The 24,488-nt window shown below is 54.7% G+C and carries 27 protein-coding genes; 9 read left to right on the forward strand and 18 right to left on the reverse strand.

Annotation, left to right across the window (positions count from 1 at the left end):
* Positions 1-16: 16 nt before the first annotated feature.
* Entirely contained in the window at positions 17-700 is a 684-nt protein-coding gene (locus CBE72_RS08365; protein WP_100143137.1) for a Crp/Fnr family transcriptional regulator, read from the reverse strand.
* A gap of 156 nt (positions 701-856) precedes the next feature.
* Here CBE72_RS08365 and CBE72_RS08370 point away from each other — a divergent pair, with 156 nt between their 5' ends.
* The 5 genes from CBE72_RS08370 (at position 857) to mnmC2 (ending at position 5,487) form a co-directional block, all read left to right on the forward strand.
* Positions 857-1,261, forward strand: coding sequence for a hypothetical protein (locus tag CBE72_RS08370; protein ID WP_071476745.1), 405 nt, complete (start codon positions 857-859; stop codon positions 1,259-1,261).
* Between the two features lie 62 nt (positions 1,262-1,323).
* Complete coding sequence (locus tag CBE72_RS08375) at positions 1,324-3,411, forward strand: protein-disulfide reductase DsbD family protein (RefSeq protein WP_100143138.1); 2,088 nt, start codon at positions 1,324-1,326, stop codon at positions 3,409-3,411.
* A complete protein-coding gene (locus tag CBE72_RS08380; RefSeq protein ID WP_100143139.1) occupies positions 3,408-3,935 on the forward strand; it encodes a protein disulfide oxidoreductase in 528 nt (175 codons plus the stop codon). Before CBE72_RS08375 ends, CBE72_RS08380 begins: the two co-directional genes overlap by 4 nt.
* An 11-nt stretch (positions 3,936-3,946) precedes the next feature.
* On the forward strand, positions 3,947-4,684 hold the full coding sequence (locus CBE72_RS08385) for a DsbA family protein (protein WP_100143140.1): 738 nt from the start codon (positions 3,947-3,949) through the stop codon (positions 4,682-4,684).
* 92 nt (positions 4,685-4,776) lie between these two features.
* Positions 4,777-5,487, forward strand: coding sequence for a tRNA (5-methylaminomethyl-2-thiouridine)(34)-methyltransferase MnmC2 (mnmC2, locus tag CBE72_RS08390; protein WP_100143141.1), 711 nt, complete (start codon positions 4,777-4,779; stop codon positions 5,485-5,487).
* Here the strand turns inward: mnmC2 and rarD are convergent.
* From rarD to fumC, 4 genes are all read right to left on the reverse strand, one after another.
* Complete coding sequence (gene rarD / locus CBE72_RS08395) at positions 5,473-6,366, reverse strand: EamA family transporter RarD (RefSeq protein WP_100143179.1); 894 nt, start codon at positions 6,364-6,366, stop codon at positions 5,473-5,475. The genes mnmC2 and rarD overlap by 15 nt on opposite strands.
* Before the next feature lie 85 nt (positions 6,367-6,451).
* Entirely contained in the window at positions 6,452-7,012 is a 561-nt protein-coding gene (locus tag CBE72_RS08400) for a GNAT family N-acetyltransferase (protein ID WP_100143142.1), read from the reverse strand.
* Between the two features lie 1,720 nt (positions 7,013-8,732).
* Positions 8,733-9,281, reverse strand: coding sequence for a DUF2799 domain-containing protein (locus tag CBE72_RS08405; RefSeq protein ID WP_100143143.1), 549 nt, complete (start codon positions 9,279-9,281; stop codon positions 8,733-8,735).
* 100 nt (positions 9,282-9,381) lie between these two features.
* Positions 9,382-10,773: a class II fumarate hydratase gene (gene fumC / locus CBE72_RS08410; protein ID WP_100143144.1), complete on the reverse strand. Its 1,392-nt coding sequence runs from the start codon at positions 10,771-10,773 to the stop codon at positions 9,382-9,384.
* Between the two features lie 139 nt (positions 10,774-10,912).
* Between fumC and CBE72_RS08415 the strand changes: the two genes are divergently transcribed.
* Entirely contained in the window at positions 10,913-11,893 is a 981-nt protein-coding gene (locus CBE72_RS08415; protein WP_100143145.1) for a catalase family peroxidase, read from the forward strand.
* Between the two features lie 115 nt (positions 11,894-12,008).
* Here CBE72_RS08415 and CBE72_RS08420 read toward each other — a convergent pair whose 3' ends face one another.
* Entirely contained in the window at positions 12,009-12,242 is a 234-nt protein-coding gene (locus CBE72_RS08420; protein WP_100143146.1) for a transposase, read from the reverse strand.
* Positions 12,243-12,749: 507 nt separating this feature from the next.
* Here CBE72_RS08420 and CBE72_RS08425 point away from each other — a divergent pair.
* The 3 genes from CBE72_RS08425 (at position 12,750) to CBE72_RS08435 (ending at position 14,922) form a co-directional block, all read left to right on the forward strand.
* The gene (locus CBE72_RS08425; RefSeq protein ID WP_100143147.1) at positions 12,750-13,412 is read left to right on the forward strand and encodes a YiaD family glycine zipper/OmpA-like lipoprotein; all 663 of its coding nucleotides are present in this window, start codon (positions 12,750-12,752) and stop codon (positions 13,410-13,412) included.
* 189 nt (positions 13,413-13,601) lie between these two features.
* A complete protein-coding gene (locus CBE72_RS08430; RefSeq protein WP_100143148.1) occupies positions 13,602-14,393 on the forward strand; it encodes a molybdate ABC transporter substrate-binding protein in 792 nt (263 codons plus the stop codon).
* Positions 14,394-14,538: 145 nt separating this feature from the next.
* Positions 14,539-14,922 (forward strand): hypothetical protein, encoded by a 384-nt coding sequence (locus tag CBE72_RS08435; protein WP_100143149.1) that lies wholly within the window; start codon positions 14,539-14,541, stop codon positions 14,920-14,922.
* A 121-nt stretch (positions 14,923-15,043) separates the two neighbouring features.
* Here the strand turns inward: CBE72_RS08435 and mgtE are convergent, their stop codons facing one another.
* From mgtE to CBE72_RS20310, 12 genes are all read right to left on the reverse strand, one after another.
* Positions 15,044-16,408, reverse strand: a complete 1,365-nt coding sequence (gene mgtE, locus CBE72_RS08440; protein WP_100143150.1) for a magnesium transporter — start codon at positions 16,406-16,408, stop codon at positions 15,044-15,046.
* A gap of 83 nt (positions 16,409-16,491) precedes the next feature.
* Complete coding sequence (locus CBE72_RS08445; protein ID WP_100143151.1) at positions 16,492-16,767, reverse strand: HPr family phosphocarrier protein; 276 nt, start codon at positions 16,765-16,767, stop codon at positions 16,492-16,494.
* Positions 16,754-17,608: an RNase adapter RapZ gene (gene rapZ / locus CBE72_RS08450; protein ID WP_100143152.1), complete on the reverse strand. Its 855-nt coding sequence runs from the start codon at positions 17,606-17,608 to the stop codon at positions 16,754-16,756. Before rapZ ends, CBE72_RS08445 begins: the two co-directional genes overlap by 14 nt.
* On the reverse strand, positions 17,605-18,048 hold the full coding sequence (ptsN, locus tag CBE72_RS08455; protein WP_100143153.1) for a PTS IIA-like nitrogen regulatory protein PtsN: 444 nt from the start codon (positions 18,046-18,048) through the stop codon (positions 17,605-17,607). Before ptsN ends, rapZ begins: the two co-directional genes overlap by 4 nt.
* Before the next feature lie 2 nt (positions 18,049-18,050).
* Positions 18,051-18,338 carry a ribosome hibernation promoting factor gene (gene hpf, locus CBE72_RS08460; protein ID WP_100143154.1) on the reverse strand — a complete coding sequence of 96 codons (288 nt, stop codon included), beginning with the start codon at positions 18,336-18,338 and terminating at the stop codon, positions 18,051-18,053.
* Positions 18,339-18,369: 31 nt separating this feature from the next.
* Positions 18,370-19,830, reverse strand: a complete 1,461-nt coding sequence (locus CBE72_RS08465; RefSeq protein ID WP_100143155.1) for an RNA polymerase factor sigma-54 — start codon at positions 19,828-19,830, stop codon at positions 18,370-18,372.
* Between the two features lie 95 nt (positions 19,831-19,925).
* Entirely contained in the window at positions 19,926-20,654 is a 729-nt protein-coding gene (gene lptB, locus CBE72_RS08470; protein ID WP_100143156.1) for an LPS export ABC transporter ATP-binding protein, read from the reverse strand.
* Entirely contained in the window at positions 20,651-21,184 is a 534-nt protein-coding gene (lptA, locus tag CBE72_RS08475) for a lipopolysaccharide transport periplasmic protein LptA (protein ID WP_100143157.1), read from the reverse strand. The genes lptB and lptA overlap by 4 nt, the downstream gene beginning before the upstream one ends.
* Complete coding sequence (lptC, locus tag CBE72_RS08480; protein WP_100143158.1) at positions 21,171-21,731, reverse strand: LPS export ABC transporter periplasmic protein LptC; 561 nt, start codon at positions 21,729-21,731, stop codon at positions 21,171-21,173. The genes lptA and lptC overlap by 14 nt, the downstream gene beginning before the upstream one ends.
* Positions 21,728-22,279: a 3-deoxy-manno-octulosonate-8-phosphatase KdsC gene (gene kdsC, locus CBE72_RS08485; protein ID WP_100143159.1), complete on the reverse strand. Its 552-nt coding sequence runs from the start codon at positions 22,277-22,279 to the stop codon at positions 21,728-21,730. Before kdsC ends, lptC begins: the two co-directional genes overlap by 4 nt.
* Complete coding sequence (locus CBE72_RS20305; protein ID WP_188726021.1) at positions 22,279-23,256, reverse strand: KpsF/GutQ family sugar-phosphate isomerase; 978 nt, start codon at positions 23,254-23,256, stop codon at positions 22,279-22,281. Before CBE72_RS20305 ends, kdsC begins: the two co-directional genes overlap by 1 nt.
* Positions 23,257-23,286: 30 nt before the next feature.
* Complete coding sequence (locus CBE72_RS20310) at positions 23,287-24,249, reverse strand: calcium/sodium antiporter (protein ID WP_188726022.1); 963 nt, start codon at positions 24,247-24,249, stop codon at positions 23,287-23,289.
* Between the last annotated feature and the right edge of the window lie 239 nt (positions 24,250-24,488).

A 24,488-nucleotide genomic window follows, 5' to 3' on the forward strand; every position in this document is an offset into this window, starting at 1 on the left:
TCAGCGAATAGGGGAGCTAAAGCTCCCCTTGTTCGACAAAATCCTGCAGCGCCTTGAGATCCATTATCTCCAGCTTGCCCTTGCTGCGCCGAACCAATCCGGCATCTTCCAGCGATTGTATCGCCCGGCGATAAACTCTGGCGGTAGTGCCGAAACGCTCAGCCTCCAGATAGCCCTTATTGAACCCAGATACCGGCAGGTCATCCAGCTGCTGGTGATAGAGGTCGTAGGCAATGTTGTAGCTGATGGGGTAGAGCATTCGTCGGGTGAAAATGTCTACTGTGTCCTGATAATCTATGGCGATGGCACTGGCGAAAAACAGCGCCAGCCTGGGGTGCTCACCCAGGGCCTGCTGCAGCTTGTCGGCGGGAATAATGCCGCAGGTCAGTGGGGTTTGTGCCAGAATGTCCAACTGGCAGGGGTTTTGGGTGAAAAACTCCATTTCACCGAATAGCTGCGAGTCACATTTCAGGGTGCCGAGTTGAAAGTTGCGGCCGTTGCGGGCGCTGTAGCTCATGGCGATTTTGCCACTGGGCACCAGTACCAGTTGATTCAGCTTCTGCCCCTGCTGCATCAAGGCTTCTCCCGGCGCAAAGCGGCGCTGCTCGCTGACGCAACTGAGCAATACCCGCTCCACGAGAGGGTAGTCTGATTGCCATTCCTGGGAGTATCTGCCTTGGGTAAGAGGTTTAAGCTGCATCTTGGGGTCGAAAACTGGGGCTTGGTGGGGGAATTATCCTGCCAATGGCGCAGATGGCAAGCAAGGATTGGTTGCAGCAGCGGTTTCAGGATTGACCTTTGTCGTCAATCATGGAACCCTATCGGCATTCTTGGGCCATACAGAGCAAAGTGCAGCATGGGGTTTTCACTCGGTGTTAACCGCTTCTCCCTCAGAGACAGGGCGCTGGTGTCATTGATCATCAGTCTGCTGGTGATTCTGCTCTGTTTTGGTCAGCAGCTTTCGCTGTTTGGCTCCTGCCCACTCAAGGCTCAGCATCAACTGACGCAACTTGGTGTTGATACTGCGCCGACTCACGCCAATGATGCGGGCAAGGCGCAGCTCAATGAAGAGCCCTGCCATCTGTCTTCCCATATGCTGAACCTGCAACCTGTGGTACTGCAACTTGGACTCACTGCCCTGTTGCTGTTTCTGCTGTTGCTCAACTGGCTCGGCAGTACCCGGCCTTTCAGTGTTTATCTCTCTCACCCCATAGTCTCCAAACGAAGGCGACACTCAGTGTTGTGCGTGTATCTGGAATGAAAACATCCTGAACTTTTGCCGGTTAACACCGGGTTCTGATGTTTTGTTTTGGAGCTAATTTCATGTATTTAAAAAGAATATGGCATGCCTTCGCGGTATGTCTGATGCTGCTCAGCCAAGTTGCATTGGCAGAGCCGCTGAGCAGTGGCTGGCTCAAGCACCCGGATCATCCTCCGGTGAAGGTGCAACTGACGCTGGCCGATGTCGATGCCAGCCAAGCCGGTGAGCTCAACGCCCTGTTGGATGTGGCCTTGAGCGGCGACTGGAAAACCTACTGGCGCGCGCCGGGGGAAGGCGGGATCCCGCCGACTCTGGACTGGTCCGCCTCGGAGAATATTGCCACGGTCGACTGGCACTGGCCCTTGCCGCAGCGCTATGTGTTGCAGGGCATAGAAACCCTGGGTTACAAGGGCGATACCCTGTTTCCACTGACTATTCGCCTCAAGGACCCCGGGCAGCCGTTTCGGCTCAAGGGCACCCTGACCCTGTCTTCCTGCACCAATGTCTGTGTGTTGACCGATTACCCTGTGGAGCTGAGTGGTCAGGCCGCCGGGCTTAAGGCCGATGATGGCTTTTTGCACCAGTGGGGCGAGGCGATGGCCAGGGTGCCACAGGGCAATGGCGGCGCGATATTGCAGTCGATTGTCTGGGATGAAAAGCAGCAGTTGCTGCAACTGGCTATAGAAGCCGCGAGCCCCTGGCAACAGGCAGATCTGTTTCTGTTCGGCGAGGATGAGACAGTCAGCGAGCTGATCTTCTCCCGGCCGCAGATCCAGACAGATGGCAAACGGCTTACCGCCACTTTCGGGGTCAAACACTGGCTGGGAACGCCGGATCTGGAGGGCAAGCCACTGCTGATCCATCTGGCCGACACACACCTTTCGGCCGAACTGAGCGGCGCCATCGCCACAGGGCATGTTGCCAAGCCGCAGCCGAGCCTGCCGCTGTGGAGCCTGTTTCTGATGGCGCTGGCCGGTGGCCTTATTCTCAACATCATGCCTTGCGTATTGCCTGTGCTGGGCATGAAGGTGCACGGGGTCATGATGAGCAGCCAGGGCAGTCGCAGTCAGGTTCGTGGCCATTTTATGGCTTCGGCACTGGGTATTTTGCTGTCCTTCTGGTTGATTGCCGCCGGTCTTAGCCTGCTGAAGTTGTCCGGTCAGTCGCTGGGCTGGGGGATACAGTTCCAGCAGCCCTGGTTTATCGGTTTTATGGTGCTGCTGACCTGGGGCTTCGGCCTCAATCTGCTGGGGGTGTTTGAAATCAACCTGCCTTCCAATTGGCAAACCCGCCTGGCCGGTGCCGGTGATGATTCGCGCCTCGGCCACTTGTTGCAGGGGATGCTGGCCACGCTGCTGGCTACGCCATGTACCGCGCCGTTTCTCGGTACTGCGGTGGCTTTCGCCCTCGGCGCTGACTACCCCATGCTGTTTGCCCTCTTTAGCGCCATGGGACTGGGAATGGCCTTGCCCTGGTTGATGTTGGCGTTGTGGCCGGCGTTGGCGCAGCGTTTACCCAAGCCCGGGCGCTGGATGAATTGGGTCAAGCCTGTGTTCGCGCTGATGATGCTGGCAACCTGTCTCTGGTTGCTGAGCCTGTTGCAAAGCTTCTTCTCTGTTGCTGTCATCTTGGGGCTGGGCGCCTTGATGTCGCTGCTGACACTTGGACTGCTGGGCAAGCGTTACGGCACTCAGGTAATGGTGTATGCCATTGGCGGCAGTTTTCTGTTTGCCAGCCTGGCGCTCGGGGTAGGTTATCTGACCCGGGATGCCTGGGTCAGCCCGCTGCCTTCGGATCACCACTGGCAACCGCTGAATTTGGTGCAGCTTAAACAGGCGGTCGATGAGGGCAAGACAGTGTTTGTCGATGTCACGGCCGACTGGTGCATTACTTGTCAGGCCAACAAGGTGGGGGTGCTGCTGCAAAACCCTGTTTATGATGCCCTTGGCGATGACAGAGTGCTGCTGATGCGTGGTGACTGGACCAAGCCCAGCGAGGAAATTACCGCCTACCTCAAGGCCAATGGCCGCTTTGGGGTGCCTTTTAATCAGGTCTATGGCCCGGGAACCCCCGCCGGTAACCCATTACCGGTAATTCTCAGCAGCGATGGGGTATTGGCGGCCTTGGCCGAAGCGGAGAGCAGACAATGACCCAGAAAAATAAACCGGCCTACAAGGGGCTTCAATGGCTCAAGACCCTGCTTGGCTATGGGCTATTCATTCTGGTGGTGAGTGTTGCCCTCGATGCTTTTCGCAGCCGCGAGATGCCGGAAACCTTGCCACTGCAAACGGTTCAGAGCCTGGCCGGCAACCAACTGGATATCGCCGCCATGAGTATGGAGCGCCCGGTTATTTTGTACTACTGGGCCAGTTGGTGTGGCGTCTGCCCCTTGGTGTCCGGCACTGTCGATGGTTTCAGTGACCGCGAACAGGTGGTGACTGTGGCGCTGCAGTCGGGCAATAACACCCAGGTCAAGCAGTACCTGCAAAACAAGGGCTATGGCTTTGAGGTAGTCAATGATCCCAGCGGCGCCTTGGCGCGCTCCCTTGGCGTATCGGCGACACCAACGCTTTTGTTTATTTATCAGGGCGAAATCCGCAGCAGCACCACAGGAGTCACAAGTTGGCCGGGGATCTGGCTGCGACTCTGGCTGACAAAAATGAATTTAATTTGAGGAATAACAAGATGAAGTATTGGATAGTATTGAGTGCCTGGCTGCTGGCGGCCAGCGGCAGTTTACAGGCGGCCGAGCAGCAGCTGAGCCAACAAGAGGAACAGCAATTGGGGCAGATCCGCAGCATTTTGCTCAAGCATCCGGAGATCATTCCCGGCGTGCTCGGCAGCATAGAGTCTTATGTGGAGCAGCGACAGTTGCAGCAGCAAGCGCTGGCCAAGCACAAGGACTGGCTGTTCAACAACCCGCAGATGCCGACCATGGGCAGCAGCAAGCCCGAGTTGCAACTGGTGGTGTTTACCGACTACAACTGCCCCTACTGTAAGCGGATGGAGCTGGAATTTGCCAAGCTTTTAAAGGAGTTCCCAAACTTGCAGGTGGTCAATGTGTTTGTGCCATTGAGGCAGATAAAGGCCCAGGGCACTGAGCTTTCGTCCGGCGGCTTTGCCCTCGAAGTCTGGCGGCAGGATCGCAAGGATTTCCCCCGGGTACATGAACTCTTGATGGCCAAAAATGGCATGCACACAGAGAATTCACTGCAGCAGGTCGCCAAGGCCACGGGCACTGAACAATACCTCAAGCCCAGCGGCCGCGCCGACGAGTTGATGCATACCAATGTGAGAGTCTTCTCTGAACTGGGCTTTGGCGGCACGCCGACACTGCTCATAGGTGATGAAGTGATCCCCGGCTATATCGACTATGCCACCCTCAAGGCCGTGGTACAGCAGGTGCTGGAGCGCCAAGGGTAATTGGCTTGCGGCCGTTATCGCCTTTCTGGGATAATTGGCCGTCGCCGGGGCGAGCGCCCCGGCTTTCCCCGCACAGATGATTAAGAGTCGAGATGAAACACGTAAGCCTGCAGCTGACCGAAGACGGGTCACATACTCTATTTAATGCCGAGCTCAATGAGACCTACCACTCCCACAAGGGGGCGTTGGCCGAATCCCGTTATGTGTTTATCCACGCCGGGCTCGAGCAGGTGTTGCAGGACTTTGACCATCTGGCGATTCTGGAAGTGGGCTTTGGCACCGGGCTCAATGCCCTCATGACCCTGGGTAAGGTGCTGGAGCTGACAAAGGCGCGTCAGCAGAGTGGCTTGGCGCCGCTGCCGGTGCGCTATGTCACTATAGAGCCTTATCCCTTGTCCGCCGAGCTAATTGAGGGGCTGAACTACAAGGGCATGCTGCCCGACTGGTATGCGCCGCTGTTCGATGCCTTGCACGCCGCCCCCTGGGATCAGGATGTGGAAATCATGCCGGGTTTTGTGCTGCGTAAGGTCAAGGGCAAGTTGGAGCAGCTCGAGTGGCAGGGCGAACCCTTCAACTTGGTGTATTACGATGCCTTCGCCCCCAGCAAGCAGCCGGATGTATGGGCGCTGGATAACTTCAAAAAGTGCTATGGGTTGCTGGAGCTGGGCGGCTTATTGGTGTCTTACTGCGCCAATGGCCAGTTCAAGCGAGATCTCAAGGCCGCCGGTTTTCAGGTTAAAGCTTACCCGGGAGCCCTTGGCAAGCGCGAGATGACCCGCGCCTGGAAGTTAGACCCGCTTTAAGCTGCGACGCAGTCCGGGCAAGGCCTCCAACGAGCACAGCAGCAGTCCGGCCCAGATGAGGGAGAAACTCACCAGTTTCACCTCATCAAACACCTCACCAAAGATGACCACCGCCAGCAAAAATTGCAGGCTGGGCTCAATGTATTGCAGCAAACCCACCATGGACAGACTCGTGTATCTCAGCGCTAGGCTGAATAGGATCAGCGGCGCCAGTGTCACGGGCGCCGAGCCGATATAGAGCATAATGCCTTCGCTGCCGCCAATTAGTGCGGCGCTTTGCTCTGTGGCCAGCAGATAACAGAGGTAGCCCAAAGCAAAGGGAGTCAGCAGCAGTGCCTCCAGGGTGACCGAGGTGAAGGAGTCAAAGCGGATAAACTTTTTCAGCAGCCCGTAGAGGGCAAAAAAGCTGCCCATCACCAGAGACAACCAGGGCAAGCTGCCGTATTGATATACCTGCCAGCCAATACCGGCAATGGCCAGTACCACCGCGGCCAGTTGCGCCTTGCTTAGTTTGTCGCCGAGGAACAGTACCCCCAGAGCGATGGCAAACAGAGGGTTGATAAAGAATCCCAGGCTGGCCGCCAGTACCTGACCATGGGTCAGGGCCCAGGTGAAGCTGACCCAGGAGATACACATGATAAGCCCGGCGGCAAAGCACAGCAGCAATGAGCGTTTATCACGCCACAGCGCGCCAAAGGCAGGTAACGGTCGTCTCAGCAGGACAAAGACCAGCAGCATAAAGGGCACAGACCAGATGACCCTGAAGGCCAGCAACTCAAAGATGGCCGCATCCGGCAGCAATTGATAGTAGAGGGGTAATATTCCCCAAAGCACGAAAGAGAAGGCCGCCAGAGCGTTTCCCTTGAGAGAGCTGGACATGATTTTCACCGAAACAACACAATACTCGGATATGGCGGCTATTCTGGCATGGCCTTTATAAAAGGGAAGTGAATTAACTCACTGTTTAAAAAATCTTTTCATTCTGTTTAAACCAGTGATGACGCTGGAGCTGCATTTCCAGTAACTCAGCATCAGAAGCGGGAAAATTATTCGTTTCCGTTGCCCCCAGCTGGCCTCGGGCCACTATCTCAAACCCCAGTGCCTGATAACAGCGGCGGGCCGCGAGATTGTCATGGAACACAGCTAGGCTTAGATGCGTAACCTTGGGATCGGCAAAGGCGCGCTCTATACCCTGACGCATTAACTCCCGCCCCAGCCCCTTGCCTCTATGCTTGGGGGAGCAGATCACCCGGCATAGCCGGATCTCATCGGGTTTTCTGGCCAGCAGTTCCAGATAGCCCAGCAGCGAGTCGCTATCCAGGCTAGCTTGGTCACTGGCTTCGACTCTTGTCAGCGCCAAAGGAGCGAGGTTTGCCTGGGCTTGATGCTGCTGCAGCTTTGGTGGTGACAGCGGCCAACCCAGCCCTGGGCCTGCCCAGCGCAGACAAGCCTCTGCCGACTCTATCCAGGAGAGCAACAAACCGGCCCATTGCGGCTGAAAGGGTTGCAATATGCAGTCGGACATTGCGCGTTTCCTCCTTTGAGTTCAACTTGCCAAGTTAACCCAGAGATGGGGGGATGTGCCAGGGCTGTTGGCACCAGAAAGGGGGGGGGCAGCTGGCGCTGCGGTTATCATGGCTTTGAGCTAAAAGTATCTAAGCCTGTATTGCCCGAGCTTCCGGCGACGGATGTTGCTCATTGCCTGCCGCAGGCTTATGCACAGGCGATCCTGTGACTCGGTGAGAGTTGCGTAGCAACATGCTTTCGAGCGCGCGTCATGGATGACGAGCTGGCCGTTAAACAGGGACGTTATTCGAGTACGTCCGTGTAAGCTCTGCCTCGCCATCCCTGGCTCGGAAGGTCACAGTTTCGCCTGTGCCTGGGATTAGGTGTATATCTGCAGAACTCTGAAATGCTTCCAGCTACTCAGTGCTAATAGAATTGCACCAATTCCCCCTCGGTGTCGCCGAAAGCCGTTGGCGCAAATAACGTGGCTGAGGCATGGATGCCGAAGCAGCGACAGTCGAATCAGGGATGAGCGTCTGAAGCGGTAGTTATTTGCGCCATTAGGCCGAGGGGCTTTCGACACCGTGTGGGGCGGCAAGGGAGATCCAAGAGGGGATTGCTGTTGATCCCCGCTTGGTCGGGTGTGGGGCGGCGAGTGTCGCATAGCGACTGGCTACGAGCGAGAGCCAGGGATGGCGAACTGGCCCTTGTGCATGGATGCACTTGCTCCACGACTTTAGGCCGCTGGTACAGCGGCTATCATGGCTTCCTGCTAAAAGTATCTAAGCTAATATTGCCCGAGTTTCCGGCGACGGATGTTGCTCATTGCCTGCCGCAGGCTTATGCACAGGCGATCCTGTGACTCGGTGAGAGTTGCGTAGCAACATGCTTTCGAGCGCGCGTCATGGATGACGAGCTGGCCGTTAAACAGGGACGTTATTCGAGTACGTCCGTGTAAGCTCTGCCTCGCCATCCCTGGCTCGGAAGGTCACAGTTCCGCCTGTGCCTGGAATTAGGTGTATATCTGCAGAACTCTGAAATGCTTCCAGCTACTCCATTTTCACAGAATTACACCGACTCCCGCTTGAAGCGGCCGCAGGGCGTTGATGACAATCGCGTAGCGAGGCATGGCCGTTCACGGGCGTCCTGCCCTTCATGGCATTGGGACTCCTGTCCGGCAGATGCCCACTCAGCGCCAGTTAATCAGGGGCGAGTGTCGTCTAGCGACGAGCTAACGAGCGCGAAACAGGATGTTGAGCTGGGCCAGAGTCACATGGATGTGACTCTGAGCGTCTGGCGCGATAGCGAATTGGCATCATAAGCACAAGGGGTTGTCCGCTGCGTCGCGGGTCGCTGGGGGGGTGGAAAGGGGGCGAGTCGATACAGCCCCCTTTCCTCGGGTGTGGGGCGGCGAGTGTCGCATAGCGACATGCTTACGAGCGAGAGCCAGGGATGGCGAACTGGCCTTTGTGCATGGATGCACTTGCTCCACGACTTTAGGCCGCTGGCACAGCGGCTATCATGGCTTTGAGCTCAAACCATCAATGAACTTGGTTTTAGCTGCTAGCTAAGCTAAGACCTATCACCTGCGGTGCAGATAGGCAGGAAGCCCACCGCAGGTACAGGAACGAAATTAGGACCTATTTTGACGGTCACAGTTTTATCTGGGGCTGAAAACAGGCGCACAGATTAAACTCATGAGTGTTGGGCACTGGATTGCTTGATATCGAAGGCAAGCCTCAGAATTGCCATCTGAACTGCACATCCGGGACTTGCAGATACCTGAGTTCATTCACCAACTGGTTTTTTTCATTCAGCAGCTGTTTTTTCTTCTCCAGGGTGCTGGCCTTGTCTGTCATGGACACCAGCTTCTGATCCAGATCGCGGAGCTGGTAGTCGATCTGACGCAGGCGGCTGCGGATCTCATCGGCGCGTTTATTGAGCTGGTATTGGTGGTAGCCAGCATTGTACTGTTCGATGAAAGCGTTGCTGGAGCAGACCCCTGCATAGCCTTCACCCGCCAGACCGACTCGGTAGCCGTTTTCCGGCTGACAGTAGTTTTGCAGCCCCTGTAGATAGCCTTCACGCCAGCCGCCATGATCAACCCGAATACCGAATTCGGCACAATCTTCGGCATAATCATTGATTCTGCTGGCATGGGTGCCATTGTTGCCATCCTGAAGCCCAAGGGCAAACCAGTCTGAGTTTTGGCATTGATTGAGGTCGAGTGAGCTGCATTGAGTCAGCATGAGTGCGCTCAGTGCCAACAAGGTGTTTTGGTATTTCATTCTGTAAATGACTACTTATCAGTTGAAAAAGCCAACTCCTTGGCGAGGGGTTGGCATAATACAGCGATTAGTTCCAAAACAGATACATTTTAATACAAATTTACAATTTAGCCTCGAAAGGGCCCAACATGTTCGCCGGATTGACCCAAGTATCAAACTCGGCCTCGGTTACCAGTCCCGACTCCAACGCGGCTTGTCTTAGACTAATGCCTCTTTGGTGGGCGTCCTTGGCGATTTGGGCGGCCTTGGCATAGCCTATGTGAGGATTGAGGCTGGTGACCAGCATCAAGGAGCGCTGCAGCTGCTTGGCGATCATCTCGCGGTTGGGTTCCAGCCCCGAAGCGCAGCGCTCATCAAAGCTCAGACAGGCATCACCCAGCAATTCGGCGCTTTGCAGCAGATTGGCGGCGATGAGCGGCCGAAAGACATTGAGCTGAAACTGGCCGTTGCTGGCACCTATGCTGACGGCGAGATCGTTGCCCATCACCTGAGCCGCCACCATGGTCAGCGCCTCGCACTGAGTCGGGTTAACCTTGCCGGGCATTATGCTGGAGCCGGCTTCGTTGGCAGGCAATAGCAGTTCCCCTATACCGCAACGGGGGCCGCTGGCGAGCATGCGAACATCATTGGCTATTTTCATCAGGCTGACCGCCAGGCGCTTGAAGGCGCCGCTGAGTTCCACCATGGCATCGCTGGCACTCAGTGCCTCGAACTTGTTGGTCGCGCTGACAAACTGCTCACCACTGAATGACGATATCAGTTCGGCGGCGCGCTCGGCGTAACCTATGGGAGAATTGAGCCCAGTCCCCACGGCCGTGCCGCCAAGAGCCAATTCACGGCAGTTTGCCAACGCCCCCTCTATGGCGCCTATGCCTTTGTCCAACTGAGTCACCCAGGCACTGATCTCCTGTCCCAGGGTCAGCGGGGTGGCATCCATAAAGTGAGTGCGGCCGGTCTTGGTAATATCGGCAAACTGTTGTGACTTGTGTTTTAGGCTATCGCGCAGCGCAGCTATGGCGGGCAGTGTGTGCCTGCAGGTCTTGAGTACCACGGCGATATGCATGGCGCTGGGGAAGGTATCATTGCTGCTCTGGCTGCGATTGACATCATCGTTCGGGCTCAGGCGGATGGCCTTGTGTGCCAGCGCCATGCCACGATTGGCTATCACCTCATTGAGGTTCATATTGGTTTGGGTGCCGCTACCGGTCTGCCAAATGACCAGGGGAAAGTGCTGCTCCAGTTGGCCCGCCAAGATTTCATCGCAAACTCTGGCGATGAGCGCCGCCTTGTCCTTGGGCAGTTGCCCAAGCTCGGCATTGGTCTGGGCAGCGGCTTTCTTCAACAGGGCGAAGGCGTGGATGATAGCCCTCGGCATACTCGCTTGCGGGCCTATGGGGAAGTTTTCCAGACTGCGCTGGGTCTGGGCGCCCCAGTATTTGTCTGCTTCGACCTTGACCTCGCCCAGGGTGTCTTGCTCAATCCGATATTGCATTGCCGCCTCCTGTCGTCTGTTGCCGTCCTCAGCATAGCATGGCCTTTGGCCCACTCCTGAAATAATCCGCCGGGTTTCCCGGTCAGGTTTGGGCGGCCTGTTTCAGGCCTGGATTCTGATTTTTACAAAGGGAGTAAGCATGAGAGTATCGGTTTGGCCTGCGTTATTGCTCTTGGGAGCTCAGTTGGGGGCTTTGGGCTCCAGTTCGGTAATGGCGGCTCAGGCAAATGATTTTATCCAGGTATTTGAAGCGCTTTCCGGTCAACATCCGGGAGAGCGCAAGGGGCATGCCAAGGGAATCTGCACCATTGGCAGTTTCCGGCCAAGTGCAGAGGTGCCATGGCTCAAGGAACTATCTCTGTTTGCCACAGAGCAGGCACTGCCCGCTCAGGTGCGTTTTTCCATGGCGGGTGGCGATCCTTTTGTGGCCGATACCAGTCGCAGCCCAAGGGGGATAGGCGTACGCATCGAACTGCCGGACGGGCAGGTGCATCAGTTGGCCGGGTTGACCACGCCTGTGTTTCCGGGGAAAGATCCCGACAGTTTTCTTGGCTTGCTGCGCGCGTCATTGGCTCAGCGTGAGGGGGAAACCGGCGCGGTTGCACGCTATCTGCAGCAACATCCGGATGCCGCCCGCCAGGGGCAGTGGCTTAAGCAGCACAATCCACCGGCGGCCTATACCTCGGTCAACTACTTTGGCATTCACAGCTTTATTTTTGGTAACGAAGGCCAGCAAAAGCGCTTTGGCCGTTGGGAGCTTTGGCCTGTGGACGGGGAGCAACCATTGACGGATGCCGAAATGGCGAAGTTGCCGAATGATTTTCTGCAGGACAGGTTGATGCAGAGGCTGAAAACAGGACCGGCTCAGTTTGAGCTTAAGCTGACCCTGGCTGAGGAGGGGGATCCCTTGCTGGACCCTTCACAGCAGTGGCCGGAGAACCGACCCAGAGTCACTCTCGGGCGCCTGAGCATAGACTCGGTTGCGGCTTCGGCCTGCGACAAGCTGAATTTTGATCCCAATGTGCTCAGTAAAGGGATTGCCGCCAGTGATGACCCTGTGCTGCGGCTGAGATCCGCGGCTTATGCCATCTCATTTGGCAAGCGTCTAAGCGGCCAGTAACGGCAATAAAATGACAGGAACGAACCTTAAAAATGTAGCGCTTTATCGTTGTTATATGTACATTTTTTATCGTTGGGGGCGATAACTGTATGTCAGGTTCGCTCCTGTCGAAACTTTAACGGATTAGGGTAAACTCCTGGCTCAACTGACGAATGCGCTGCTGCAGTTGCTGCAGTTCTCCCATCAGCCGGGATTGTTTGGGTCTGCCAGCCGCTTCATTCTGCGCCAGCCACTGATAAACCTGTTTGGTGGAGATCCCATGCTGACGGGCAACGTCAAACATGAGCCTGCCGTTTTGGGTCACTTCTTTAATGGCTTGCTGTCGCAGTTTCTGCTCGTTAATTTCCATACCGCCTCCCTGATGGTTCAAGAATGGTTTTCCAGAGCGGTTATTCCAGCTCTGCTATTCCACATCCCATTGGCTGTAGCCCAATTGCTTGAGGCCATGCCAGAGCGAATGCCAACTGTCGCGCATTTTCATCAGTGTTTTCATCATGACTCCTGAACAGTGGAATACTGCTTTATAGGTATGTAAGAAACATGCCAATTTTTAATCTTCTTTTAATATGTTGATATAAAAGAAAATTGATTCATTTCATGATCGGGTGTATCTGTCTGGCGCCCCCCAATAGAGTGCAGTCTGCTCTATTTTGGGACTTTATTTGATGTCAGCGCCATGACACTTGGCTGACAATCCGGGGGGAGAAAGTCAGATTTGACTGAATCCGTGCTGAACGCCGTGCGGATTTGTTGTCTCTATGGCCTCCGGGGGATTGTCTGCTTGAAGCGCTGCTATATACTTTGGCGCCAGGTAGGTTCCGCTTAGATTGGAACAAGCAGACGAAGGAAAAATAACATGAAAAAGCGCGCTTTTCTGACAGCTCCTCTGTTGCTGGCATTGCTGGCAACTGGCTGTACTACAGTGAATCCTTATACCAATGAACAACAGACCGCCAAGGCGACCAACGGAGCGCTGATAGGTGCCGTAGCCGGCGCAGCCATAGGTGTGGCCTCCTCCAGTAAGAGTGACAGGGGCAAGGGCGCCCTGATAGGAGCCGCATCCGGTGCAGCCTTAGGCGGTGGTATCGGCTATTACATGGATGTACAGGAAACCAAGCTGCGTCAGCAGCTGGCTTCTACCGGTGTCAGTGTGACCCGGGTGGGCGATACCATAGTGCTCAACATGCCCAATGAAGTGACTTTCCAGGTCGACAAGACAGATCTCAGCAGTGGTGCCATGCGGGTATTGGACAGCGTAGTGCTGGTGGCCAAGGAATATGACAAGACTCAGCTGAATGTGGTGGGTTATACCGACAGCAGCGGCTCTGAGTCTTACAACCTGAGATTGTCACAGGTTCGTGCAAGCGAAGTAGGTAATTACTTGATCCGTAAAGGTGTATCCGGACAGCGAGTGCTGACTCAGGGCCGAGGTGAAGCCAGCCCAATCGCTTCCAATGCCACCCCTCAGGGACGGGCACAGAACCGTCGGGTAGAGATTATTCTTAGTCCGCTAGGCTAAGATTTTAAGTCTTAGGGTCGCTTAGGCGGCCCTTTTTATTGGGTCAAATTGTCCCTTTCTCCGGTTTTCCCTGTCAGGTGGCGTGATCTTGAGGGGAATTTATGACAAGTTTTGCCGTAGTGCGTTGATTTGTGACGCGCTTTGGTTGAGTTTAGCGGCATCTGTATCTTATACACCGGAGAAAAATAAATGAAAAAGAGTGTCTGCTTACTCGCCCTGTTACTGCCTGCCTTCTCTCAGGCGGCGGATCTTGAGTTCAGGGCCGCGGGAAGTTTGAAGACCGCCATGACGGATGTTATCGCCAGTTATCAGGCCGATGGCGGCGTTAAGGTCAATGCCCAGTTTGCCCCTTCAGGCTTGCTCAGAGGCCGAATTGAAGAGGGCGAGAAGGTCGACCTGTTTGCGTCGGCCAATATGAAGCATCCACAGAAACTGATGCAGGAAGGCAAGGGCGCGCCTGTGGTGATGTTTGCCCGTAACCGCCTGTGCGCCTTGGCGCAAGATAATGTTCCGCTGACGACTGAAAACATGTTGGATACTCTGCTGGACAGCAAAATCAAGCTGGGCACCTCCACTCCCAAGGCCGACCCCGCCGGTGACTATGCCTTCAAGGTGTTTGACCGCGCCGAAGCTATCAAGCCCGGTAGCCAGGCTAAATTGGCGGCCAAGGCCCTGCAATTGACCGGTGGCGCCGACAGTGCCAAACCTCCTAAAGGCAAAAACCCCTATGGCTGGGTGATGGCCAACAAACGGGCGGATGTATTTTTAACCTACTGCACCAACGCTGTTTTGGCCAAGAAAGAAGTGCCTGAGCTTAAGATAGTGGCGTTGCCCGAGTCGCTGGCAGTGGGTGCCAATTATGGCATGCTGGTGCTGGATAAAGCCGACTCTGCCGCTTGGCCGCTGGCCATGTATATTCTGTCTCCCAAGGGGCAATCCATCCTGGCCTCTTACGGCTTCGAAGCACCGCTGAAACCTTAAACAAACTTTCATTCAGGTACGGATATGTTTCTCGTGACGTCTCCGTGCCTTTCTTGGATGCTTGTCTGATTTTTATCCAAATATGCTTGCATCTGCAATTGTTCCCCTTCTAAAGTAGGGCTTTGTGTTCTTGCTTGGGGGAAGCATGCTCGAAACCAAAGGCTTACCGATAGCGACAGATTATCTCGGCGATGAAGTGGGATTGATCCGTCTAGGCTACGACAGTCAGGGCTTGGATGTTGAAGTGAGTGTTGAAGGCCGCCAGGCCACGGTACATTTTGGTTCTGTTGTTGGCTTTCGGGTTCTCGATGAAGGCGATCTGATGGAGTTCTGGACCGAATGCAGTCTCTCCAATGGTTGGTTGTTTCAGATCTCCAACGGTGGTTGGTTCCGCCAAGAAACCAGTCGCAGCGGCTTTATGGCCAGTACCAACCTTGATTTACAAGAATATCTGCTGGTGACTCGAAGGGAGTGTGTCTCTGTCTTCTGTGAGCTGGAGGAACCCAAGATACTTTGGTTTACCGATTGAGGTCAGCGTCAGTGTCGCCGCTTCGGCGGATAGAGAGCGAGTCGATTCACTCTCATTTTTGCCATGCAAACCTGAGTCGGGTTCATTGAAACCCGATCTCAGACTCATCAATGCTGGAGCCTCAGCCCATTAAAACGAGAGTCGCCAACCCCAGGAAGGCGAACAGGCCTATCACATCCGTCACAGTGGTCAGCACCATGCCGCCGGCCAGTGCAGGATCCACATTGAGTTTTTTCAGTATTAAAGGGATGCTGGCCCCGGCGAGACCGGCTACCGTCATATTGATCAACATGGCGCCGCCAATAAGGGCGCCGAGCGCCAGATCGCCTTTCCAGATCCACACGGCGGTGAATACCAGCGCCGACCACAACAGGCCGTTGAGAAAGCCGATGGCCAACTCCTTGCCGATAAGCCAGCGGGAGTTGCTTTGACCTATGTGACCGAGGGCGATACCGCGGATCACCAGTGCCAGCGTCTGGTTACCGGCAACGCCGCCCATGCTGGGCACTATGGTCATCAGAATCGCTATGGTGGCAAATTTTTCCAGTGTGCCTTCAAACATATTACTGACCGAGGCGGCCAGTAGGGCGGCAAACAGGTTGAAAGTCAGCCACAAAGAGCGGCGAATAGCACTCTTGAACACAGGGCCGAAAGTGTCTTCATCATCGTCCATTCCCGCCATCCCCATCATGGAGTGTTCGGCGTCTTCACGGATAACATCCACCACATCATCGATAGTGATCCGTCCAAGCAGATGGCCTTCGCTATCGACCACTGGCGCAGAAACCCAGTCGTGTCGTTCAAACAACTGAGCCACATCATTGTCTGACATGGTGACGGGAATGCTCTCAAGCTCGGGATCCATGATGTCGCGGATCCCGGCAGTCGGATCGCAGGTCAGTAGGCTGGAGAGCTTGACGCCACCGAGTAATATATCGCGCCTGTCCACCACATAGAGGGTATCAGTGGCTTCAGGAAGCTCGCCTCTTTGACGCAGATAACGCAGTACCACATCGACATTGACGTCCGGCCTCAGAGTGACGGTATCTGTGTTCATCAGGCTGCCGGCACTGTCTTCCGGATAGGAGAGCGCCTGTTCGACCCTGGCCCTGTCCTGGGCACTCATGGAGTGCAGTACCTGTTTGTAGAGGGTGTCCGGCAGGCTTCGCAATACATAGGCCAGGTCATCGGTATCCATACCGGCGGTCGCTCGCGCCAAACGCTCAGGACTCATCAGGCTGATCAGCTGGTCTTTCATATCTTCACCCAGCTCTTCGAGGATCTCGCCGCTCTGCTCCTGATCCACCAGTTGCCAGAGTACCTGACGGGTACGCGGCGGTGAAGATTCGAGAATAAAGGCGATATCTGAAGCCGTCATCCGCTGCAGCATGTCGCGCACGTGCACAAACATACCACTGCCAAGAGCTTGGTTCAGTTGAGTAAGACGTTGTTCTGTCAGCTCTTGGTCGAGCGCTTCTATTGGCATGCAGTTCCCCCCGTTATGCAAAGCGAGGGTATTTTACATCAAGACCGGGGAGTTATAGAAACAAAGAGTGTGACGCTAAGGCTTTAGCTGGCTTCGTCGAAACGGGCGTTGATCAGGGCGCAGATAGCGTCCATCGCGGGTTCGGCATCCGGGCCTTCGGCGATGAGGCGAATCTTCTTGCCTTGGCCGGTTTCCAGCATCAGGAGCCCAAGCACACTGGCGGCCGAGGCTTTTTTCTTACCTTGGATCAGGGTGATATCGGCTTCGAATTCACTTGCCAGTACCGCTAGTTTAGTGGCAGCGCGGGCGTGCAGGCCCAGTTTATTGACTATGGTGATTTCCCGTTCAACCTTTGCCATTGCTCAGCTCCCGGTGACGAGCCTGTACCTTGTGTTTGCTATTGCCAAAACGTTTGGCGAGCTGCTCGGCAACATAGACAGATCTATGCTGGCCGCCGGTGCAGCCTATGGCTATGGTGAGGTAACTGCGGTTGTTGCGTTCAAGGTGCGGCAGCCAGGTTTCCAGTAGATTTTCTATCTGCCAGATGAACTTGTTTACTAGTGGCTGGCGGCTGAGAAACTCCTGCACAGGTTCATCCAGCCCGGTCAGTGGTCTGAGCGCCGGCTCCCAGTGAGGGTTGGGCAGAAAGCGCACATCAAACATGAAGTCGGCTTCCTGAGGCATACCGTGCTTGAAGCCGAAGGATTCAAAGTTGATCACCAGTTCTTTATCGACACTGCCAAGCAGAATTTCCCGCACAGTATCACTGAGTTCATAGATATTCATGACTGAGGTATCTATGTAGTGATCCACTAGTTTTGACATAGGCTCCAGCAGCTTACCTTCGAGCTTGATGGCGTCCTGTAGTGAGACTTTGCTCTTGGATAGGGGGTGCAGTCTGCGTGTTTCGCTGTAGCGCTTCAGCAGCACTTTATCGGAGGCGTTGAGGAAGAAGCTGGTCAGTTGGGTGTTTTCCGGCAAGGCTGCCAACTGCTGTTCAAGCACCTTTTCCTGATCCGGCATATTGCGCACATCTATGCTGATGGCAACCAGATCATTGCTGCCGCGGAGGTTATCCAACAGGCTGCCTATCATGGGCAGGGGCAGATTATCCACACAGTAGTAACCCAGGTCTTCGAGTACCCTGAGGGCAACGGATTTTCCGGAACCGGAGCGGCCTGAGACTATCGCGAGTTTCATCCTGTGATCACCTGGTAGAGTTCGGTTGCATCGCTGGATTTACGCAACTGCTTGAGTATCGCCTTGTCGCTGAGCTTTTCAGCCATGGCGGATAGAGTACTCAGGTGTTGCTGGCATTGTTCGGCGGGCACCAGGAGGGCGAACAGTATGTCCACCGGCTGGTTGTCTATGGCATCGAAGGCGATAGGCTCTTCGCATTTGACCAGCACGGCAATCGGCTCTGTGATATCAGGCAGCCGGCCATGCGGAATCGCAATACCATTACCTATACCTGTGCTCCCCATCTTTTCGCGGGCCAATAGGCTTTCAAAAATCGCTTGAGAGGAAAGGGTGGGGTACTGGGCGCTGGCGAGATCGCTAATCAGCTCCAGTACCTTTTTCTTACTGCCCGGAGTGGCACAGGTGGTGCACTCCGGCCGCAGGATGGTACTCAGTTCCATCGTTAGTGTTTTGTCAGCTTTTCTTTGTGTTTAATGACCTGACGATCCAATTTATCAATCAGAACGTCGATGGCGGCATACATGTCGGCATGTTCAGAAGTAGCATAGACTTCGCCGCCATTGAGGTGGATCTTGGCTTCGGCAATCTGTTGCATTTTTTGTACATTGAGCACAACGTGCACATTATTGATCTGTTCGAAATGGCGTTCAAGTTTCGAAAACTTACTTTCCACGTAGTCACGTAGTGAGTCGGTGATCTCGATGTGATGTCCTGTCAGGTTGATTTGCATAGAAATATTCCTCCAAATTCCAACTGTGGATTTATAAACTCTTACGCTGGTTCGACGGTGGTATCATCATAGCCTCGCGATACTTGGCTATGGTGCGTCTTGCAACGTTGATTCCCTGTTCTGCCAGAAGCTGCGCCATCTTGCTGTCGCTTAAGGGCTTCTTCTGGTTTTCCGCTGCCACGAGCTTCTTGATAAAAGCCCTGATCGCCGTGGAAGAGCATTCTCCGCCATCTTCGGTACCGACATGGCTGGAGAAGAAGTACTTCAATTCAAATATTCCCCTGGGGGTATGCATATACTTTTGAGTGGTGACCCTGGAGATGGTCGATTCATGCATCTCGACCGCCTCGGCGATATCGTTGAGCACCATGGGTTTCATGGCCTCTTCACCATATTCGAAAAATCCCTGCTGGAACTGCACTATGCAGTTGGCCACCTTGAGCAGGGTGTCGTTGCGGCTCTCCAGGCTCTTGATAAACCATTTGGCTTCCTGAAGATGGCCACGAATAAACTGGCTGTCTGATTGGCTGCGGGCACTGCGGGCCATGGCAGCATACTGCTGGTTGATCCCGAGTTTGGGCATACAGTCCGGGTTGAGTTCCACGACCCAGCGGCCATTTTTCTTCCAGACGCTAACATCCGGGATCACATATTCTTCGTCCATCGGCTGCACCAGCAAGCCGGGACGGGGATTGAGACTCTGAATCAGGTTGATGGCGTCACGCAGTTGATCTTCCTTGAGTTTGGTCTTGCGCATCAGGGTGCGGAAGTCACGGGCGGCAATGAGATCCAGGTGTTCGTCAATCAACAAGCGGGCATTGGCCAGATGTGGGGTGTCGGCGTTGAACTGCTGCAACTGGATCAGCAGGCATTCGCGCAGATCTCTGGAGGCGATGCCGACAGGATCGAAGTGCTGGATCCGCTTGAGTACCGCCTCGACTTCATCGAGTTCAATCTCAGGGTTGCCCATGGCTTCGAGGATCTCCTCTGTGCTCTGGGTCAGATAGCCCTGTTCGTCGATGGCATCTATGATGGCGGTGGCAATGGCGTCGTCGGTATCGGAAAACGGAGTCAGGTTCTTTTGCCACTCCAGGTGTTCGTAGAGACCTTCGCTGGTTTCTCCCTGGAAGGGCATGTCATCTTCACGGCCCATGGCCGGCCCTGAGGCACTGGCAGCGGTAAAGACTTCATCCCAGGTGGTATCCATAGGCAGCTCATCCGGCATAGATTCATTGCTCAGTGCCTCTGAGGTTTCTACCGTGGAGCCATCGACTTCCTGGGGACTTAGTTCGCTGCTGTCGTTTTCTTTATGGGCGTCAATGGGGTCGTCCTGGCTGTCCTCGGCCATCTCCAAGAGGGGGTTGGCTTCCAAGGCTTCCTGAATTTCCTGCTGCAGCTCAAGGGACGACAGTTGCAGCAGGCGGATGGCCTGTTGCAACTGAGGTGTCATGGTCAACTGTTGACCCAGTTTGAGCTGGAGTGACGCTTTCATTATACCGCTAATCCCTACTCGTTATTTTTCAATGAAAAATTTCAATAATAACAGGCTATAATACCCGGAATTCCCTCCGGATGACATGATCCTAACTATAGCCTGAATTGTTCGCCTAAGTACACAGCGCGTACTTGTTGGTTATCCAAGATTTCAGCGGGTGTGCCTTCGGCAATCAACTGTCCATGGCTGACTATGTAGGCTCGCTCACAAACGTCGAGTGTTTCGCGAACATTGTGGTCTGTGATCAACACCCCTAAACCGCGGGACTTAAGCTGTTCGATGATTTTTTTGATATCGATAACTGAGATGGGATCCACACCGGCGAACGGCTCATCCAACAGAATAAACCTTGGATTAGCGGCCAGCGCCCGGGCGATTTCCACTCGGCGGCGTTCACCGCCGGAGAGGGACATCCCCAGGCTGTCACGTATGTGGGTAATGTGGAATTCTTCCAGTAGCTGTTCGAGCTGTTCCTCGCGCTCGTCGCTGTTGAGCTCCTTACGGGTTTGCAGCACGGCCATGATGTTGTCATGTACCGACAACTTGCGAAAGATACTGGCTTCCTGTGGCAGATAACCTATGCCTTTACGGGCACGCAGGTGCATGGGATCTAGGGTCAGCTCGTCTTCATCGATAAAGATACGGCCCTTGTCACTCTGTACCAGCCCGACCACCATATAGAAGGTGGTGGTCTTGCCCGCCCCGTTGGGGCCCAGTAGCCCGACGATTTGGCCGGTATTGACCGACAGGCTGACGTCTTTGACTACGTTGCGCTTCTTGTAGCTCTTTGCCAGATTCTGTGCCGTCAGGGTGCTGGTCATTGCGGCTCCTGCTGCTGTTCTTTTTTGTTGAGTTCCTGATAGTTTTCCGGCTGGATAACAGTGGTTACCCTATCTTGGCCTTTGCCGCTGCTTTCCGCTTCCAGCTGCTGCTTGTTGATGTCGTAGACTATCTTCTCGGCGGTCACTTCGCTGCCGTCCTGTTCTACTTTGGCTTGGCCTATCAAGGTCATGATGCGGCTGTCTATGTTGTAGTGGATCTCTTTGGCCTTGGCGCTGGCCAGACGGCCATCTTCCAGTTTCTGGGTATAGGTGGCAGGTGAGCCCTTGGCCACCAGGATCCGCTCGCCGCTCTTGTCTTCTGTGTAAGCCGTGAGTTCATCGGCCAGTAGTTTCAAACTGCCCTGGGTGACTGTGACTGGCCCGCCGTATACCACGCGCTTGTTCTTGATATCGGCAAACTGATTGGCGGCGCTGATCTCTACTTTTTGCAGCAGATCTTCTTCGATGGCTATCGCCGACAGACTTGTGATGCACAAGAGGGCACCGATAAAAAACTTACTTGGTTTCATAGGTTCCTTTCACCTGACTGGTCAGCTTTACTTGCTGAGCATTGAGATCGGCGTACAGGCCGGATCCCTTGATATTAAAGTCTCTGCCTTCGATCAGGATCTCGCGATCTGAGGTCATAATCATGGTGTCCATATCCAGCTCCACATAACTGGTTTTCAGGCTCTGGATTGGTTCATTGGGGCTAATGGCGTCGATGATAACATTATTTTCAAGTACCACTCGGTTAGTCTTGCGATTGAGCCTACCCTCATTGGCAGACAGGCGCCACTGCGCTTCGCCCTTGTCCGGATAGACCAGATAAACCGGTTGGTTGAAGAAGGTCTTTTCACTGGCTTCATAGTGTTCCATGTGCGCCGCGGCGACCCTGCTGGCGACATTGCCCTGCTCATCAAAGTTGACCGAGCGCAGGTCATCGGCGACAAAGTCCGGTCGTACTACATCCACCGGCGCCTCGCTCTGTTGAGCGTTGCGCTTGTTCTGCACTTGCCAGTAAAGGATAAGTGCAGTGGAGAAAAACAAAATAATGGCCAGGGTGACCCTATTCATATACTCATTCCGTGGGCTTTTTCAAATTTGTCCTGACTGAGCAGGATAAGATCCGCCAGTTCCCGGAGCGCGCCATGGCCACCGGCAATCTGAGTGACCATGTGGCAGTGCTGCCTTACCCAAGGATGGCCATCGGCCACGCAAACCGCCAGTCCAACTTGCTTCATCACCGGCAAGTCGACAATGTCGTCACCGATATAGGCCACTTGTTCAGGCTTGAGATCATAATGTTTAAGCAGCGCCTCATAGGGCTCCAGCTTGTTGTCTATGCCTTGATAAATCTTGTCTACCCCCAGGGCCGTCATACGGTTTTCGACTATCTGGGACTTGCGGCCGGTGATCACCGCCACCTGAATGCCGCAGGACAGCAGTGAGCGCACTCCATAGCCATCGCGGGTGTGAAAGGCCTTCAGCTCTTCGCCGCTGTTGCTCATATAGATGCGGCCATCGGAGAAGACACCGTCGACATCACAAATAAGCAGTTTGATTTTGGCGGCTCTTTGCCAGTTGTCTTCGCTTATGGGGCCGTAAAAACCTTGATGACTCATCAGATAACCCCCGCCTTGACCATATCCAGCATATTGAGTGCTCCAATCGGCTCATTGGCGCCATTGATGACGATAAGGCCGTTAATGTCATTCTCATCCATCACCTTGAGCGCCTGCGCCGCAAGGATATTGTCACCACTGGTGATGCAATTTCGGGTCATCACATCGCTGATTTTGGTGGTACGCAGGTTGACCCCAGCGTCTATGACACGTCTCAAATCACCATCGGTGAAGATACCCACGAGCTGCTTCTGTTGATTGACCACGGCGGTCATGCCCAGGCCTTTCTTGGAGATCTCATACAGGGCATCGGTGATACAGATATCTTCTGTGACCAGCGGCAGCTCTTCGCCTTTGTGCATCACATCGCTGACCTTGAGTAGCAGTTTGCGCCCCAAAGCGCCGCCGGGATGCGACAGGGCAAAGTCATCTTTGGTAAAGCCCTTGGCCTGCAGCAGCGCGACCGCCAGGGCATCTCCCATCACCAGGGTGGCCGTGGTGCTGGAGGTGGGCGCCAGCCCCAGCGGGCAGGCTTCTTCCGGCACCTTGATGCACAGATGCAGCTGCGCCAGTTTGGCCATGGTGGAATCAGGTTTGCCTGTCATGGAGATCATAGGGATCCCCTGGCGCTTGATGACGGGCATCAGGGTCAGAATTTCGCTGGACTCGCCCGAGTTGGAGATAGCCAATACGATATCGTTTTCACTCAATACCCCCAGGTCGCCGTGGCTGGCTTCGCCCGGGTGAACGAAAAATGCCGGGGTGCCCGTGCTGGCGAGGGTGGCAGAAATCTTGTTGCCTATATGGCCCGATTTCCCCATCCCCATCACTATCACCTTGCCGCTGCAGTTGAGGATCAGTTCGCAGGCTTGGGCGAACTCGGGGGAATCAACAAACTGGTACAGGTTATCCAGTGCTTGTTTCTCGATATCTATTACTCTGCGGCCCCATTGGCGCAGTTGCTTAGCTTCTGCCATAGTTGTCTCTCGTCTTTTTGCCCTTCATCGCTAGTGGGATTGAAACAGGCTGTATTGATAGCCGATGAAGCTTATCAGTAGTAAGGCACCGTGCCAGCGTTTGAGTTCACGTTGTTTGCCAGTGCTCAGCACCAGGAGTGCCAGGGCACAACTGGTGCCCAAAACCATATAAAAGTCGCGTCCGGCCGCCGCGGCATCGATTACGCCCGGGGCGATAAGGCCGGGTATTGCCAGTACCGCTAAAATATTAAACAGATTGGAGCCGACAATATTGCCTATGGCCAAGTCGTCCTCTTTCTTGAGTACACCGGCCACACAGGCCGCCAGTTCCGGCAGGCTGGTGCCTACGGCAATAATGGTCAGGCCGATAACCAGATCCGACAGTCCAAAAGACTTGGCGATGCCGACTGCGCCGTCCACCATCCAATCCGCCGATAGCGGCAAGAGTACCAAGCCTATGATCAACCAGAGTACCGCCTTGGCAGTGGGCACATCTTTGGGGATCTCGGCATCGGCTTCATCGGCGAGTGGATCCTTATTCTTATTGGTCAGCGCATGCCAGATAAGATAGCCCATCAGGCCGAAGAACAGCGCCAGTAAAATAACTCCTTCGCTGCGGCTGAGATACTGATCGTGTAGGAAGTAGCCCGCCAGCACTGTGGCGCCCAGCATCATGGGGATCTCCCGCTTCAGAGTCTTGGAGCTGACGGCAATAGCCCCAAGAAGGGCGGTTAAACCCAGGATCAAGCTGACATTGGCAACATTGGAGCCCAGCACATTACCCACGGCCGTGTCAGGCATGCCGGCCATGGAGGCGCTGGCGGCAACGAACATCTCTGGAGCCGAACTGCCCATGGCGACTATGGTCAGTCCTATCAACATGGGGGGTAACCCCAGGTTACGGGCAAAAGCCCCGGCGCCATAAACGAATTTATCGGCACTCCAGACCAGGACGGACAAGCCGGCGAGCAGCAAGAAAATATTGAATAACATGCAGTAAATAAAGCTACGGATTCTGGCGTGCATTTTCGCCGTATTTGCTACAAATTGAAAGTATCACGGCGCGATACTATTGATTCAGTTGTGCGCTTATCCTCAATTGCGTACAATTTATCGCTTATATTTGGCTTGGCCATGCGGGTTACCGGGCGCCATTCAGCGTCAATTCAGTAAGCCTGCGGCAGTATCGGGCCTTAATAACGGCGAACCTTATGTGCCGTGGCGCAATAACC

Origin of the sequence: Shewanella carassii (genome assembly GCF_002777975.1) — a bacterium.
In the GTDB taxonomy this organism is placed as follows: Bacteria; Pseudomonadota; Gammaproteobacteria; order Enterobacterales; family Shewanellaceae; genus Shewanella; species Shewanella carassii.

Bases quoted from the DNA above. Each gene is read 5' to 3' on its own strand.
- CBE72_RS08420 (WP_100143146.1), bottom strand. From the start codon at position 12,242: ATGGAAATTAACGAGCAGAAACTGCGACAGCAAGCCATTAAAGAAGTG.
- CBE72_RS08365 (WP_100143137.1), bottom strand. From the start codon at position 700: ATGCAGCTTAAACCTCTTACCCAAGGCAGATACTCCCAGGAATGGCAA.
- CBE72_RS08415 (WP_100143145.1), top strand. From the start codon at position 10,913: ATGAGAGTATCGGTTTGGCCTGCGTTATTGCTCTTGGGAGCTCAGTTG.
- lptB (WP_100143156.1), bottom strand. From the start codon at position 20,654: ATGACCAGCACCCTGACGGCACAGAATCTGGCAAAGAGCTACAAGAAG.
- CBE72_RS08465 (WP_100143155.1), bottom strand. From the start codon at position 19,830: ATGAAAGCGTCACTCCAGCTCAAACTGGGTCAACAGTTGACCATGACA.
- rarD (WP_100143179.1), bottom strand. From the start codon at position 6,366: ATGTCCAGCTCTCTCAAGGGAAACGCTCTGGCGGCCTTCTCTTTCGTG.
- CBE72_RS08400 (WP_100143142.1), bottom strand. From the start codon at position 7,012: ATGTCCGACTGCATATTGCAACCCTTTCAGCCGCAATGGGCCGGTTTG.
- CBE72_RS08405 (WP_100143143.1), bottom strand. From the start codon at position 9,281: ATGAAATACCAAAACACCTTGTTGGCACTGAGCGCACTCATGCTGACT.
- rapZ (WP_100143152.1), bottom strand. From the start codon at position 17,608: ATGAAACTCGCGATAGTCTCAGGCCGCTCCGGTTCCGGAAAATCCGTT.
- hpf (WP_100143154.1), bottom strand. From the start codon at position 18,338: ATGCAAATCAACCTGACAGGACATCACATCGAGATCACCGACTCACTA.
- lptC (WP_100143158.1), bottom strand. From the start codon at position 21,731: ATGAATAGGGTCACCCTGGCCATTATTTTGTTTTTCTCCACTGCACTT.
- lptA (WP_100143157.1), bottom strand. From the start codon at position 21,184: ATGAAACCAAGTAAGTTTTTTATCGGTGCCCTCTTGTGCATCACAAGT.
- mnmC2 (WP_100143141.1), top strand. From the start codon at position 4,777: ATGAAACACGTAAGCCTGCAGCTGACCGAAGACGGGTCACATACTCTA.
- ptsN (WP_100143153.1), bottom strand. From the start codon at position 18,048: ATGGAACTGAGTACCATCCTGCGGCCGGAGTGCACCACCTGTGCCACT.
- CBE72_RS08445 (WP_100143151.1), bottom strand. From the start codon at position 16,767: ATGGCAAAGGTTGAACGGGAAATCACCATAGTCAATAAACTGGGCCTG.
- CBE72_RS08370 (WP_071476745.1), top strand. From the start codon at position 857: ATGGGGTTTTCACTCGGTGTTAACCGCTTCTCCCTCAGAGACAGGGCG.
- CBE72_RS08380 (WP_100143139.1), top strand. From the start codon at position 3,408: ATGACCCAGAAAAATAAACCGGCCTACAAGGGGCTTCAATGGCTCAAG.
- CBE72_RS08385 (WP_100143140.1), top strand. From the start codon at position 3,947: ATGAAGTATTGGATAGTATTGAGTGCCTGGCTGCTGGCGGCCAGCGGC.
- kdsC (WP_100143159.1), bottom strand. From the start codon at position 22,279: ATGAGTCATCAAGGTTTTTACGGCCCCATAAGCGAAGACAACTGGCAA.
- CBE72_RS08425 (WP_100143147.1), top strand. From the start codon at position 12,750: ATGAAAAAGCGCGCTTTTCTGACAGCTCCTCTGTTGCTGGCATTGCTG.
- CBE72_RS20310 (WP_188726022.1), bottom strand. From the start codon at position 24,249: ATGTTATTCAATATTTTCTTGCTGCTCGCCGGCTTGTCCGTCCTGGTC.
- CBE72_RS08435 (WP_100143149.1), top strand. From the start codon at position 14,539: ATGCTCGAAACCAAAGGCTTACCGATAGCGACAGATTATCTCGGCGAT.
- CBE72_RS08375 (WP_100143138.1), top strand. From the start codon at position 1,324: ATGTATTTAAAAAGAATATGGCATGCCTTCGCGGTATGTCTGATGCTG.
- mgtE (WP_100143150.1), bottom strand. From the start codon at position 16,408: ATGCCAATAGAAGCGCTCGACCAAGAGCTGACAGAACAACGTCTTACT.
- fumC (WP_100143144.1), bottom strand. From the start codon at position 10,773: ATGCAATATCGGATTGAGCAAGACACCCTGGGCGAGGTCAAGGTCGAA.
- CBE72_RS20305 (WP_188726021.1), bottom strand. From the start codon at position 23,256: ATGGCAGAAGCTAAGCAACTGCGCCAATGGGGCCGCAGAGTAATAGAT.
- CBE72_RS08430 (WP_100143148.1), top strand. From the start codon at position 13,602: ATGAAAAAGAGTGTCTGCTTACTCGCCCTGTTACTGCCTGCCTTCTCT.